The sequence below is a fragment of the Chitinophaga silvatica genome, from assembly GCF_003419895.1.
GTDB lineage: Bacteria > Bacteroidota > Bacteroidia > Chitinophagales > Chitinophagaceae > Chitinophaga > Chitinophaga silvatica.
The window spans coordinates 818,756-833,644 of sequence record NZ_QPMM01000002.1; the positions used below are offsets into that span (position 1 = coordinate 818,756).

Genomic DNA, 14,889 nt, shown 5'->3' on the forward strand with positions numbered 1-14,889 from the left:
AAACAGGGCGTGACCAAAGTCACGCCCTGTTTTTTTAAGGAAATACCTTAAAAGTTTGAAGCATTCCCACCTTTATCTTCTCATTGAGTATTAAAGATTTATATACCTGATTTCCAGAGTGCCGGCTGTGGCAGTTAATGGTACATACAATGTAATTAACGGATAGCTGGTACCATAATCATATTCCTGTAAAATGGTTTTATAGGCCAGCGTTCCGTCAACATACGCACACACATAATAATAACCATGCCTGTCGGCAGTAATGGCATTCGAAACATTTATAGTTTTTGTTCCTGAAAATGTATTCATAAGGTATGGACTTGTATATGATCCTCCACAAGCCATAATGCTGGTTGCATCACTATAATCGGAACTGTATACAGTCTGGATTTGAAAAGTGGTGCTACCCGGACAGGTAAGTTGTCCGTTTTTAATTACTGTTATTGTACCTGCTCTTTTCAATTTTGCTGAAGCTACATCTTTATGTTTAATTACTGTAAAACTTGCAAACAGGAGGCAGCTAACCAATATTGAGCTCAGTGTCAGAATTTTTTTTGTGAGTTGCATAACGATGAAATTTTGAAGGGTTTAAAGGAATGGATCAGATAAAGGCATAGTAAACTATGAAAAGATCTTTGATCATCAGATTATTTTAGAGGATATTTTTTAATCTCGAAAATCTGATTTTAGTTTGATGTTCATCTTTAATTAGTTAGCATTGCTGAGATAGTAAAATAGAGGGAGTGTTCCTGTAAGTTCTTATCCAGAAAGGATTTTATGGGATATGTTTTTAATTTTTTAATGTTAGTGATCCTCTTCAATAATAATATCAGCATATAATATTCAGAAGGTGAGATTTAAATGGGTTCAGATTATTTAACGCTCTGGTAAATATAGATTTTCACGATAAGTTAATATTGAAGTAACCAACTAATCATTTTTATTCTTATCTTTAAGAGAAGTTATTCAGATCCCGAATAATTTTCTACACTGCATTTAAAGCAGTTTCCCGCCTTTATTCTTTCCATGCTTTAAGCTATTACATTCTTATTAACCAACATCAAAAGCTATGAAGAAAAAGGGATTTCTTATTGACATGGATGGCGTGATTTACAAAGGAAGTGAACCCATTCCGGGCGCCGTCGAATTTATTAATGGGCTTAAAGAGAAAGGACTGCCTTTTTTATTTCTTACAAACAATAGCCAGAGAACAGGTAGGGATGTTTGCTATAAGCTAAATAAAATGGGCTTCAAAGTAAACGAAACTGATATTTTTACCTGTGCCATGGCTACAGCCAGGTACCTGGCATCCAAGAAAGAAAACGGAACTGCTTATGTTATCGGAGAAGGAGGACTATTAACAGAACTTTACAATGCAGGTTATTCTATTGTTGATGATCAGCCAGATTATGTAATAATCGGAGAAGGCCGAACAATTATGCTGGAATCTGTTGATAAAGCAATCAACATGATCATGAAAGGATCTAAGTTAATAGCTACAAATCTGGACCCTAATTGCCCTATGGGCGAAGGCAAGTACAGGGTAGGCTGCGGCGCACTTGTAGCTATGCTGGAATTTGCAACAGGTATTAAAGCATTCAGTGTTGGCAAACCTAGCCCAATTATGATGAGAATGGCCCGGAAAGCGCTGCAGTTAACTACCGACGAAACAGTGATGATTGGAGATACTATGGGAACAGATATTTTGGGTGCGGGCTCAATGGGATTCACAACAGTACTAACTCTCACTGGTGTTACAAAGAAAGAAGATTTAGGTCATTTCGGATATTCTCCTGATTTTATTATTCAATCAATTAAGGATTTATTGAATGAAGATTTGTTTAATCAGGTTATTGGAGGGAGAGTAATGGCAGATATTTGGTAGATTATAAAAGATGAGGATGTATCAAAAGTAATTTGTTAATGAAAATTCTCTTTTCAATAACCCGAAAAATCAGGTAATAATTACTTTTGATACATCCTCTATTCTTATTAAATATAGTTAGCAAACTGCTTCTTTGAAAGCTTCACGGGCTTTAAGACCTAAGATCTCAAACATCATGTGATCTTCTTCAAAAGAAGGGTTGCCGGTTGTCAATAATTTTTCACCAGTAAAGATGGAGTTAGCTCCTGCCATGAAGCAGAGTGCCTGATCAGACATGCTCATTTCCGCTCTGCCGGCGCTTAAACGTACCATTGCTTTTGGCATAATGATGCGGGTAGTTGCAATCATTTTCACCATATCCCAAAATTCAACTTTAGGTAAATGCTCCAATGGAGTACCTTTTACTCTGGTGAGTGCATTAATAGGCACTGAATCAGGATGTTGAGGCAGATTACTTAAAGTATAAAGCATTGCAATACGATCAGCGTGCGATTCACCCAATCCGATAATACCACCACAGCATACACTTACTCCGGCTTTCCTGACATTGTCGAGGGTTTGAAGGCGATCGTCGTAAGTTCTGGTGGTAATGATTTCTCCATAATGTTCTCTGGAGGTATCAAGATTATGGTTGTAGGCAAAAAGGCCGGCATCCGCCAGTTTTTGCGCTTGTTCTTCATTTAGCATCCCTAACGTACAACAAACTTCCATTCCGAGTTCGTTAACGCCTTTAACCATGTCTAAAACGCGGTCAAAGTCACGGTTGTCGCGTACTTCGCGCCATGCAGCACCCATACAGAAACGGGTAGAACCTGCTTCTTTGGCTTTTTGTGCATACTCAAGTACTTCATCTTTTTTGAGTAGTCCGTGTACGTTAATATCTGTATTATATCTGGCTGCTTGCGGGCAATAGGCACAATCTTCCGGGCATCCTCCTGTTTTAATAGATAAAAGGGTACATACCTGTACTTCAGCAGTATCCTGATATTGGCGATGAATTGAAGCTGCACGATATACCAGCTCCATTAAAGGAGTGTTGTAGATTTCTTTAATTTCATCTAACGTCCAATCATGACGGATCATAGATCTGATTTTATTGAGAAGCAAACCTAGGAAATTTTGTTCGCAAAGCAACAAGTTTTTTTTGGACAGGAAATCGCCGGAATACAGGGAGGGGAGGCGGGAAATGATGGACCTATCTAAAATGAAAAGAGGACGCATATGGGATGCGTCCTCCTTTCATTTTATTGAAAACTATAAGTATTGAAAATTAGTTTTAGGCGTGATATTTAACAGCGTATGATAAATAAGTTGAATGGTGTGTTCAATGTCATCTTTCTTTACCATTTCAACGGTAGTATGCATATAACGTAAAGGCAGGCTAATTAAAGCTGAAGGAGTACCATCGTTGCTATATGCAAATGCATCGGTGTCGGTACCGGTGCTGCGGCTTACCGCGTGAAGCTGATGTGGAATATCATTCTTCTTCGCTGTTTTGATAATCAAATCACGAAGAATATTGTGAACAGCCGGGCCATAGGTAATACTTGGACCGCCACCACATTTAATTTCACCTTCGATGTTTTTATTAATCATCGGAGTGGTAGTATCGTGAGTTACATCAGTAATAATAGCAACATTCGGTTTAATACGTTTGGCTATCATTTCAGCACCTCTCAATCCTACTTCTTCCTGTACGGCATTGACAATATACAGACCAAATGGTAGTTCCTGTTTGTTTTCTTTCAGGAGCCTTGCTACTTCAGCGATCATAAAACCACCAATTCGGTTGTCGATAGCCCTGCAGATGTAGTAGTCGTAATTTAATTCCTCGAAACCATCTTCAAACGTACATACACATCCTACATGAATGCCGAGGTCTTCCACTTCTTTTCTGGAGCGGGCACCACAATCCAGGAAGATATTCTCTACCTTAGGTTGAGGCTCTTTACCATCGCCACTCCGCAGACGGGTATGTATTGCCGGCCAGCCGAAAACCGCTTTAACGGTACCTTTTTCAGTATGGATATTTACACGTTTGGAAGGAGCAATCTGTTGATCCGAGCCTCCATTGCGTATTACATAGATCAGGCCTTCCGGAGAAATATAGTTTACAAACCATGAAATTTCATCAGCGTGGGCTTCAATTACTACCTTAAAAGGAGCTTTAGGATTAATAACTCCAACAGCCGAGCCATAGGCATCTACAAAGTGCTCATCGATATATGGAGTCAGATACTTTAACCAAAGTTTTTGTCCTTCTTTCTCAAATCCGGTAGGAGATGGGTTATTCAGGTATTTCGAGAGGAATGCAAGAGATTCCTTATTGAGTATTGATTTCTGTTTTTTAGACATAATTACATACTATATGGTGATCGAACAAATGTAAGGAAAAATAGGAAACGCTTTATAGTTGCAGTAACAGGAAGTATACAACTGCTGAAACGGCCATAAATCCATCCAGCACAAAATAGTAGAGAACATCTGCCGAACTGCTTTGGGCTTTTCGTGTAATCAGTGCAGTTGCTATAACTGGTATTTGTAAGGAAATGATTGCACTGAAAGAGATGAAAGGCCCCATTATTCCTGCAAAAACAGCGGCAAGCAATAATGAGATGTAATATAATCTCATCAGTTGTTTATTGTCCAGGTACGTGATCAGGGAACGGATACCTTCCCGTTTATCTGACTCCAGATCACGGTAATCAAATAAAATACAAATGGCGTAGATCAAACAGAAGCGATAGATCACTAAACTAATCAGGGGTATACTTAATGGGGCATTTGCTACCAGCGCTGGCAGGAGGGTGGTTACATAAGTCCATACCCCGGTAAGGAACAGCGTTTTGCCTATTGCTATTTTACTCAGCCACCTGAAAGCGGGATGGGGGATTTTAGGGGCGGAATAAAGGAAGGTTAGGACGGCACTGCCACTTATGGCTAACCAATGGTATCTCAGTTGCCAGAAGAAATATAAGGAGGCAAGAAGGCCAATAACGGAAAATACCATCATCATGTTTCGGTGCCTGTCGGCCCAGTGAAGCCTTTCAGAGCCTGAGTAGGTATTGGGGGTAAGGTACCAGTGGAAATTATAACTACAGATGGTGGAGAAAAATACGAAAAGGTAAAAGGTGGTTTTATCGTACTGAAGATACAACAACTCATTGGTTTGCCAAATCATCAGTAGGGCGCACAATGAGATAAAGATCGATGAATAAAGCAAAAAATTGAATAACCCCCTTAACATTCAACAAAAGTAAATTGTTTCTCGCAGAGAAGCAGAGATTAATATTAAGGCACATAAGACTTTTTAAAAATAAAAGCGAATATCATTAAGAATTGCAGAGAAGTTTCCATTAATATAGGAACGAATCTGAAGCGCTTAATAGTATTCGCTTTTATCCTTAAATACCTTTAAAAAATCTTATGTGCCTTAATATTAATCTCTGCTTCTTTGCGAGAAATGAACTTACAGTGGGATGTTACCGTGTTTTTTTCTTGGCATTGAAACCACTTTGTTTTCCAGCATTTTATAGGCTTTAATCAGTTTAATACGGGTTTGATCAGGTTTAATAACCTCATCTATATAGCCTTTTTCTGCAGCCAGGTAAGGATTGGCAAATTTTTCTGTATAGTCAGCCACCAGTTCGTTCATTCTGGCTTCAGGGTCAGGCGCATTGTCGATTTCCTTTTTATAGATGATTTCTACAGCTCCTTTGGCCCCCATAACGGCAATTTCGGCTTGTGGGAAGGCGTAATTTAAATCTGCACCAATATGTTTGGAGTTCATTACACAGTAAGCGCCGCCATATGCTTTACGGGTAGTAACGGTAAGTTTAGGAACAGTTGCTTCACTAAGTGCAAAGAGCAATTTAGCGCCATTGGTAATAATACCATTCCATTCCTGGTCGGTGCCAGGTAAAAATCCAGGTACATCTACCAGTACTAGTAATGGAATATTAAAGGCATCGCAGAAGCGGGTGAATCTTGCACCTTTTACGGAGGCGTGAATATCCAATACTCCGGCCAGGTGGGCAGGTTGATTGGCAACAATTCCGATACTTCTGCCGGCGATACGGGCGAAGCCCACTATCATGTTTTCTGCAAAGTTTTTATGTACTTCAAAGAAGCTGTCTTTATCTACAAGGGCTTCTATGACTTCTTTCATGTCGTACGGCTGATTGGGATTAGCCGGAATGAGGGTATTCAGTACTTCTCTTACTTCATCTCCGGGAGTATACGGATATACAGGTGCTGTATCTTCGCAGTTCTGAGGGATGTAGCTTAATAATTGTTTGATATATTGAATACATTCAATTTCGTTGCTGCAGGCAAAGTGGGTTACCCCGCTTTTACTGGCATGGGTTTGAGCACCGCCTAATTCTTCAGAGGTAACTTCTTCGTGTGTAACGGTTTTTACCACATTCGGGCCTGTTACAAACATATAGGAAGTTTGTTCCACCATCATAATAAAGTCGGTAATCGCAGGGGAATATACAGCACCTCCTGCGCAGGGGCCCATAATAGCTGAGATTTGTGGAATTACTCCGGAAGCTCTGGTATTGCGATAGAAGATATCGGCATATCCACCCAGGCTAACAACTCCTTCCTGGATGCGGGCACCTCCACTATCGTTTAATCCGATAACCGGAGCGCCATTTTCCATAGCCAGGTCCATTATTTTGCAGATTTTACGGGCATGGGGTTCAGACAAACTACCGCCATAAACTGTAAAATCCTGAGAGAATACATAGGTGAGCCGGCCGTTGATAGTGCCGTAGCCTGTAACTACGCCATCTCCAAGAAATTGTTCCTGATCGGTGGTTAAGCCCCTGTTCCGGTTAGTAACCAGCATGTCTAACTCCTCGAAAGAACCTTCATCCATTAAAAGCTGTAATCTTTCCCGGGCGGTAAGTTTACCTTTTTTATGCTGGGAAGCAATACGTACTTCGCCTCCACCTAGCATAGCCTCGGAGATCTTCGACTGTAACTCTTCTATTTTATCCATATGCAAAAAATAAACGGTAGAAGTAAAGGTAAGGATAAAACAAAAAGCAAAGGGCGATTACCCTTTGCTTTTTTATATAATGGACTGATTTATAATTATTGGTTTCTTTTTTTGTAGATAACGATTTTGGGAGTATTAATCGTATCACTGGAGTTTCCTGCATTATCCAGTACAAAAACGGTGAGCCAGAGACTATCCGGGCGGGCACCTCTATCTTCGACCCATCCCTTGAAGTCGATGGATTGCATCCGCATGGTCACTTCTGCATTAACACTGTTCCCCTTATTTGCACCTATGCCTGGCATCTGCCATACTTCAAACTTGTCGACAGGGTCGGGAAGTGGCTGCTCATAGTTAATTTTCCAGTTGATACTGTTTTCTATATCTCCATCTCCATCCTTTACCCGGAAAACTACATCAAGCTGGGAAGTAGTACTATCAACTGAAGGTAGTCCAAATCGAAGGAAGGAAATGACAGGTTTAGTACCGACTTTATCCTTCTTACAGGCAAACAATGATCCAAGCAACAGGAACGAAAGGAGTAGTTTCTTCATAAAACAAACCTACATTAATTTAGGAAATATACAAATATTCAGATATCACTATTCATCTTTATCAAAACGTTTTTTTCAAACATTTGTTACTGAAAACGGGGAGATTTATTCTTCTCCCTACCTTTGCGTCGTTTAAGTAAGTTTTTTCACATGAGCATGGCGTTATCAGATCGTATATTTTCATTGGGGGCAAATGACCTGGAATCAGTGGCATTGGAGTTATTTCAGTACCAATACCAGGAAAATGCTATTTATCAGGCATATGTCAATGCCTTAAATATAAGGCCTGAGAATGTTCGCAGCCTCCTGGAGATACCTTTTCTTCCAATCCAGTTTTTTAAGTCTCATACAGTGGTATGCGGGCAATTTGAACCGGAACTGATTTTTGAGAGCAGTGGAACCACCCAGACGGTGAACAGCCGGCACCTGGTTAAGGAAGCAGATATATATACCAGGAGTTTCATGACCACATTCGAGCAAATGTATGGCTCAGTGACAGATTATGTGATTGTAGGGTTATTACCCTCCTACCTCGAAAGGCAACATTCTTCCCTGGTGAAAATGGTTCAGGAAATGGTGGTTTTAAGCAACCAGCCGGAAAGTGGATTTTATTTATATGAGCATGAAGCCCTTTTTCAGCAACTGAAAGAGCTGGAAAAGAGGAAGCAAAAGACCTTATTAATAGGGGTAACCTTTGGATTATTGGATTTTGCTGAAAAGTATGAGCTAAAGCTGGAGCATACTATAGTGATGGAAACAGGGGGTATGAAAGGGCGGAGAGAAGAATGGACCCGGCAGGAAGTGCATGAATATCTGACAGAAAGATTAGGCGTTCAGGTGATCCATTCAGAATATGGGATGACAGAATTATTGTCACAGGCCTATTCGATGGGGAATGGTTTGTTTGAAACGCCATCCTGGATGAAAGTATTACTGCGGGATGAAAACGACCCTTTTCAGTTGTCTGATCGGGCAGGTGCAGGGGTTATTAATGTCATAGATCTGGCCAATATTTATTCCTGTGCGTTTATTGCCACGGACGATATTGGCAAAATGCATGCTGATGGCCGTTTTGAAGTACTTGGCCGTTTAGATAATTCAGCTTTAAGAGGATGTAGTTTGATGGTTAGCTGATCATGGCAGCCAGTTTAAGCAGCGACGGGAGCTTACCCGGATTATGTGTGATTGCCGAGAGGTCGGCCATATAGGGAAAGGATTGATGATCCATCCCAAATTTATGCAGCAGGTAAACATCTAATTGTTCGGCTGATGAATGCCCCTGGATATAATCTCCCAGATAGAACAGGAAGCGTTGTTTTTCGTTTTCAGGTAGTAGTACCAATGCTACCTTATCCCGCATCGAGTTAGGTGGATTGGCTTGAAATATTTTAAGAACCTGCTGATATTGAGCTAATGTTAGCAGGCCCTTAGTGGCAGGCATGAGTTGGGTACAGAAGTAATCGACAGCAATATCATTAAAGAAAACGCTTTCGTCGTCCGATTCGGGGGTATTATGCCAGGTAGCCCACTGGTAAAACTCACTTATTGTTATTTGTTCATTTATTAAAGCCTGCAATTGGTGGATGATCCCTTCCCGGGTAGGGGTAGTATCGGCCGATTGAGAAAGTGTTGTTACAATTTCCTGGTAAAAATGTTCGTTCAGTTTATTTGCAGTAGCATACAACAGGCGGCTGACTTCCATTTCCGCCACTTGCTCCATAGATAGAGGTGTTATTTGCTGAAGCTCATCTACAACTTCCTTTTTTGTTTTAGTTCCACGTAAATATGCTTTTAACAATGTTACAAAGTATACGGACGTGACTGGCGACATTTCATTTTTCATGAGCCAATTTTATATCTTATTTCATTGGGTACGGCCCAAAAATAGGATAAAATAAGGAATCCCACTTTGGAGCCTTAAATCTTCTGTTGTTTCATCAATATAAAATTAAATAGAATCCTGAAAATAGTAGACAAATTAGTTGACGCAATTAGTTGGTTGTAATAGATATTAGAAGAAGAAAAATGCTGTTAACTTAATTTTGTAAAAGGTAATTGAGCAAAAAAATTTCTACACTAAATATATGATTGAAATCGTGAAAATAGGATCATGATAATTAAAGATTGAAGTGGTGTAAAAGTTGAATTAATGATAAAAAGAAAATTTAAAAAGTAACCATTTACGTTGGAGAGAAGGATAGGATCAGAAATTAACTACAAGACAAGATATGTGCAGTGTAGTTGGTGTTGTTTGTTTAAATCAAATGTAGTTAAACGTTTCAGCTAAAATTAACGGTATGGTATATACGTAATTTTGACGCTTAAATTTGTGGATTTAAATAGCGGGTCTAAAATCAATTTTTAATAAATAATAATCCAAAAATCTCTATTTCTAATAAAAATTTAAAACGACAAGATTTACGCGGGAAAATTTTTTTAAAATATTTAACAAAAAACTATGAAAAATCCTTTTAGCTAACTACATTTGAATTGTAGCGTTAACAAACAACCAGAATTTAAATAGCATTGATAGTAATTATTGATAGTATTGACGGACAGTGAGCGCCCCGATGTATGTGTAATTCTTGTGCCTTCATACTAGCAAATATTGAAAACCAGCATTTGCGTTCGGAAAAAAAATTTCACGTTTAATTAATTATTTGTACATGGTTCTACATTCACCACTACCATTAAGGGACACACGCTGCCCTTAAGCATTTCCCGGTGCGTTATGTTTCTAGTTAGAAGGTATTATCTGCATTAATAGCGGTTACCTATGCTGCTTGGTATTCCATGACGTATTGCTGTGTCCCGACATTGAATGTCGGATGCAGATGGGAGCTTTTTGCCTACTATTTATCGTAAAATTTATTACTGCTGTAAAGATAGCTTTTACAGCCCGGGATTCTCTTTCCTAAATATTGCAAGTATGAAATACATTTACTTTTTCCTCCCAAGGAGAGTTTATTTATTTTCTGCATTTTTGTTGGTATGTACGCAAGCGGTAGCGCAGCGCAGTACATTCTATAAGAGCAAAAGTGATGATAAAACTAATAACTCGACAAGGGACTCCATTCTTCTTGCCAGAGTGAAATCCGATAAGCGGGATTCTCTTGGCTACATTCCCAACAACGAAATATTTCTCCGTACAAATGCCAACGGTGCAGTTTCTGGAGTGAATATGAATGAAGTAACTAAACTACCTTATATTTCTATTGATCAAATGTTGATTGGCAGAACTACCGGGGTAGATGTACGTACTCCTTCTGCAGAACCAGGAAAGCGTAACAGCGTTGTTATCAGAGGTGCTTCTTCCTTGCTGTTAGGGAATAAAGACATATTTTATATTCAGCCTACTTATATAATTGATGGTGTTCCATTAACTAACGAACATGCTTTTGCATACGATATTCAGCGTTTTGATTTTAACAGGAACGGTACCGAAACCAATTTATTAGGATACCTTAATATGAATGACATAGAAAGTATTGAAGTATTAAAAGACTTTGGTGCAAGTGCCATTTATGGACCTAATGCAGCAAATGGTGTTATTAAAATAACCACCAAAGGTTCGCATCCAGGTAAAATGAATGTATCCGTAAATGCTTATGCTGGTTTTTCCCAAAAGCCAACAGTAGACGTAATTAATGCCAGATATGAAAGCGATTTCCGTCTGCCATTTTATCGTATGTACGCCGATGATAACCAATGGCGTGCCTTCCCTAAGTATCTGGCGGATTCTTCCCAGGATCGTTATTACGGCCCATCCAACTGGGATGAACTTTACTTCAGAAATGGTTTTACCAATGGTATCCAGGCGGCTGTTACAGGAGGTACTCCTATGGCCAACTTCCGCTTCACTATTGGACAGGCTTCTGAACAAGGTGTTTATGATAAAACAGGGTTTTCTCGCTACAATGTAAGCTTCGGTATTAATATCCAGCCATTGAAGGGACTTGTTTTTTCAACTCAGGTATACGGTGCCAGTATGAACAGAAAGCGTAATGAATTCATACGCGACAGAGCAGGAGATGAAGATTACCTGTTCAACTATGAGGCGCCTATTTCTCCGAACAGAAAATATCTGCAGCAGTATTATACCGACCTTGAAAATACAGTTAACAAGAACAGAAATAATACAGCACGTATCATTTCCAATCTTAAATATGTATTGAATGATCACTGGCAGTGGAATACCCGCTTTGCTATTGACTACAATCAGAATTTCCGCGATTTCTTCGTACCAACTTCCCTGGGTGAAGGAAATGCCTTTGTTTCGAATTTTGATGGACTGAACCGCGGAATGATTTTGGATAACTCTATACGTTATACGAATTCATTTTTAAACAGACATAACCTCGAAATAACAGCCGGACAATATAACCAATGGGATAAATGGCGTTACGATTATGGTAAAGCCTACAGAGGTAGTAGTGATTATGTGAAAATATATGTGCCTGGTGATGATAACGCGCATACCGGACGTTTCGCGAATTTCCGCCTGTCCTTTAACACCAAAGACTTTACAGAATCGAGATTGGCTTCTATGTATGCTAACATCGGCTATAATTACAATCAGAAATATTTCGTCTCTCTGTATGTTAGAAGAGATGGTACTTCCTACCTCGATGCAGATCATCGCTGGTTAATGTCTCCAACCATTTCTGGTGCATGGAAAATTTCTAAAGAAAATTTCCTGATAGACAATGCAACAGTTTCCAACCTGAACTTAAGAGCAAGTTATGGTAAGGTAGGCAGACTAATGATGGATGAATACTACAAAGGTGGTCCTATCTATAATGTGGATGCCGGTTGGAATGGTACTCCAAATATGGCAACCTATAATGGTTTCCCTATACTTAACGTTGCCTATGGAACAGGTTATGTTGTTCCTGGTACTTCCTGGCAATATGTAAACCAGGCAAATCTGGGAATAGATCTCGCTCTGTTTAAGGACAGGTTGAGAGCATCAGTGGATGTTTATTCAAAAGTTGATAAAAACCTGGTTGTAAAAATTCCTACTATGGAAGAAGAAGGATATACCGGTATTCTGAAGAATGGTATGTCTATCAAAAACTATGGTTATGAATTCAGCATTGAAGGTGACATCATTCGTAAAAATGATGTTCAGTGGACTGCTGGTCTGAACGTTTATACTAATCAGAATAAACTAATGGCCTTACCTGACGGGCTTACTGAGTTAAAGATGAATGATCATCGTTTTGTTGTAGGCTTGCCTACAGACAGGTATTGGTTACTGGTCAACGAAGGTATTTATAACTCAGACAGTGAAGTGCCTGTGAACCCTAAAACCGGTAAGCGTATGTCTTACCAGGGAGTAGAGTTGAAGAAAGGTGATCCAAAATGGAAAGATTTGAATGGCGATTATAATATTGATGACCAGGACCGTGAGCTGAAAGGTCGTTTATCTCCTGCTGCAACTGGAGGGTTCAGTAACACTGTAAGATATAAAAACTGGGAAGCTTCTGCGTTGTTTACTTACGCTTTTGGCCGTAAGATCATAAACGAAGCATTGGCCAATCGTTTTGATTTTGTAAACAGAGAAGCATCCAATGATATCAAAGGTATTAAAGAGATTGCCTGGTGGTCTAAAGTAGAAGGAGATTACAGCAAAATCCCTATGTATAATCCGTGGAGCCCGATTGCCGCTTATCAACCTAACCAGACACTATTCCTTGAGAATGGATCTTATGTGAAATTACGCTCACTAACGCTGGCGTATACACTCCATAGCCAATGGATGAAAGAGCGTCATATCCAGAATATTCGTATCTACGCTACAGGCAACAATCTTTTAACTATCACTCCATATAAAGGCGGTGATCCTGAAGCAGTAAGCTATTTCGGATATGATCAAGGATATTATAACTGGGCTGCTCCACGCAGTTATACGCTTGGATTTAATTTTCAATTCTGATGTTAAAAAACATGATTATGAAAAATATTGTTGTTGCTACACTCTTTGCTTTGCTGGCAATTAGCACTCCTTCCTGTAAGAAGATGCTGGATGCTACTTCGCACAGAGCAGTGACTGAAGTAAATATGTGGCAAAACAAGAATGATGCCCGTTCGGGATTATCTGCCTGTTATGGCTTGATGAGAGCTGCACTTGCTAATGAAAATGCTTACTGGGTGCATGGAGAATTAAGAGGAAATGATTTTACCGTAACAAAAAGAGAAGATCTCAAAGCTGTTACCGCAAGTAATCTGAATGCGAGCTTTACTACAATGGATCAGTGGCGCGACTGGCGCAGATTCTATGCTGCTATTGCCCAGTGTAACACTACTATTGAAAAGCTTCCTCTAATACCGGGTCGTGACTATCGTTATTCACAAAATGAAATGAATTGCGATCGTTCCCAAGCTATTTATATCCGTTCATTTCTTTACTATTATATGGTAAGAATCTGGGGTGATGTTCCTTTGGTAACTAAAGCTGGAGATGGTACCACTACTTCAATTGCCAGAGAAGATTGGCGTAAGGTATTGGATTTTGCTGCTCAACAGGCATTGTCAGCTTTTGATGGTTTACCATGGAGATATGATGGCTCGTTCCCGGAAGCTCCTGGCCAATATCGCGGACAAGGTGTTGATCACCATCGTTCTATTACTATTACCAAAGGAATGGTGTATACCCTTGCCGCACATATCTATGCTTGGAAAGGAGATTATCCGAATACCTTAAAATATGCTAATCTGGTAGTAGACGCAAAGTCTAACACCCAGTACGACTTCACCAATACCACAGATGTATCGCGAATCGATGGAACTTTCAGAGGAAGAAATAATGGTAACATTTTCCAGGTGGATATGAACCTGGACCATGCTGAAATTTCAACAACCGGGCAATTGGAAGACTGGACTTTAAGAGAACCCTATATTCCTAAAAGGGAATCTGAGATTTACGTATCAAAAGACAGTATCCTGAAAATTTACGGAGAAGCACATGAGCAAAGACTTGCTAACTGGTTTACAAAGATGGAGGATGTTTATCCGATGTTCTATAAATTAAGACAGTTGAATAGTGACCTTGCTACTAATCCGCTTGACTTTTATTCTTCTGCTATTGTGATTTTCCGATATGAAGAATTGTTTTTGCTGAGAGCAGAAGCCAGAGCAAGACAGGGAATGAAAGATCTTGCCCAGGCTGATTTGAATGCTGTTAGAAATAAACGTGGGCTCAGAGATGTTAAAGTAGAAACCGATGGGAAGGATTTGATTAATGCAATCTTCCTGGAACGTCGTCGTGAACTGATAGGTGAAGGCTGGTATTGGTATGATTTGGTACACTTTAACAAAATCGCCGAACAAACACCACTCACACAGGAAGAGGTAGATAAAGGAGCCGCTTTATGGCCTATTTCACAAAGTGCGCTTAATAATAACCGTGCTCTGATTCAAAACAGCTTCTGGAAGTAATT

Annotated in this window: 11 protein-coding genes; 4 read left to right on the forward strand and 7 right to left on the reverse strand. The window is 39.6% G+C overall.

All coding sequences use genetic code 11. The features are described 5' to 3' along the window. Positions 1–90: 90 nt before the first annotated feature. Positions 91–567 carry a hypothetical protein gene (locus DVR12_RS07720; RefSeq protein ID WP_116975059.1) on the reverse strand — a complete coding sequence of 159 codons (477 nt, stop codon included), beginning with the start codon at positions 565–567 and terminating at the stop codon, positions 91–93. A gap of 502 nt (positions 568–1,069) precedes the next feature. Here DVR12_RS07720 and DVR12_RS07725 point away from each other — a divergent pair. Beyond that, positions 1,070–1,885 carry an HAD-IIA family hydrolase gene (locus DVR12_RS07725; RefSeq protein WP_116975060.1) on the forward strand — a complete coding sequence of 272 codons (816 nt, stop codon included), beginning with the start codon at positions 1,070–1,072 and terminating at the stop codon, positions 1,883–1,885. Between the two features lie 117 nt (positions 1,886–2,002). On the opposite strand, the gene bioB is transcribed toward DVR12_RS07725, so the two are convergent. The 5 genes from bioB to DVR12_RS07750 all read right to left on the reverse strand — a co-directional run bounded on the left by bioB (position 2,003) and on the right by DVR12_RS07750 (position 7,447). Beyond that, a complete protein-coding gene (gene bioB, locus DVR12_RS07730; protein WP_116975142.1) occupies positions 2,003–2,968 on the reverse strand; it encodes a biotin synthase BioB in 966 nt (321 codons plus the stop codon). A 171-nt stretch (positions 2,969–3,139) separates the two neighbouring features. Then, positions 3,140–4,240: a M42 family metallopeptidase gene (locus DVR12_RS07735; RefSeq protein ID WP_116975061.1), complete on the reverse strand. Its 1,101-nt coding sequence runs from the start codon at positions 4,238–4,240 to the stop codon at positions 3,140–3,142. A 52-nt stretch (positions 4,241–4,292) separates the two neighbouring features. Beyond that, on the reverse strand, positions 4,293–5,066 hold the full coding sequence (locus DVR12_RS07740) for a UbiA family prenyltransferase (protein WP_158563228.1): 774 nt from the start codon (positions 5,064–5,066) through the stop codon (positions 4,293–4,295). 288 nt (positions 5,067–5,354) lie between these two features. Further along, positions 5,355–6,893 carry an acyl-CoA carboxylase subunit beta gene (locus tag DVR12_RS07745; RefSeq protein WP_116975063.1) on the reverse strand — a complete coding sequence of 513 codons (1,539 nt, stop codon included), beginning with the start codon at positions 6,891–6,893 and terminating at the stop codon, positions 5,355–5,357. A gap of 95 nt (positions 6,894–6,988) precedes the next feature. Then, complete coding sequence (locus DVR12_RS07750; protein ID WP_116975064.1) at positions 6,989–7,447, reverse strand: hypothetical protein; 459 nt, start codon at positions 7,445–7,447, stop codon at positions 6,989–6,991. Positions 7,448–7,597: 150 nt separating this feature from the next. Here DVR12_RS07750 and DVR12_RS07755 point away from each other — a divergent pair, with 150 nt between their 5' ends. Continuing rightward, complete coding sequence (locus DVR12_RS07755) at positions 7,598–8,581, forward strand: LuxE/PaaK family acyltransferase (RefSeq protein WP_116975065.1); 984 nt, start codon at positions 7,598–7,600, stop codon at positions 8,579–8,581. Here DVR12_RS07755 and DVR12_RS07760 read toward each other — a convergent pair. Then, on the reverse strand, positions 8,574–9,290 hold the full coding sequence (locus DVR12_RS07760; protein WP_116975066.1) for a hypothetical protein: 717 nt from the start codon (positions 9,288–9,290) through the stop codon (positions 8,574–8,576). The genes DVR12_RS07755 and DVR12_RS07760 overlap by 8 nt on opposite strands. A gap of 1,086 nt (positions 9,291–10,376) precedes the next feature. Between DVR12_RS07760 and DVR12_RS07765 the strand changes: the two genes are divergently transcribed. Together DVR12_RS07765 and DVR12_RS07770 are read left to right on the forward strand one after the other, a co-directional pair. Then, positions 10,377–13,385: a SusC/RagA family TonB-linked outer membrane protein gene (locus tag DVR12_RS07765; protein WP_158563229.1), complete on the forward strand. Its 3,009-nt coding sequence runs from the start codon at positions 10,377–10,379 to the stop codon at positions 13,383–13,385. Between the two features lie 17 nt (positions 13,386–13,402). Next, a complete protein-coding gene (locus DVR12_RS07770; RefSeq protein WP_158563230.1) occupies positions 13,403–14,887 on the forward strand; it encodes a RagB/SusD family nutrient uptake outer membrane protein in 1,485 nt (494 codons plus the stop codon). Positions 14,888–14,889: the final 2 nt, after the last annotated feature.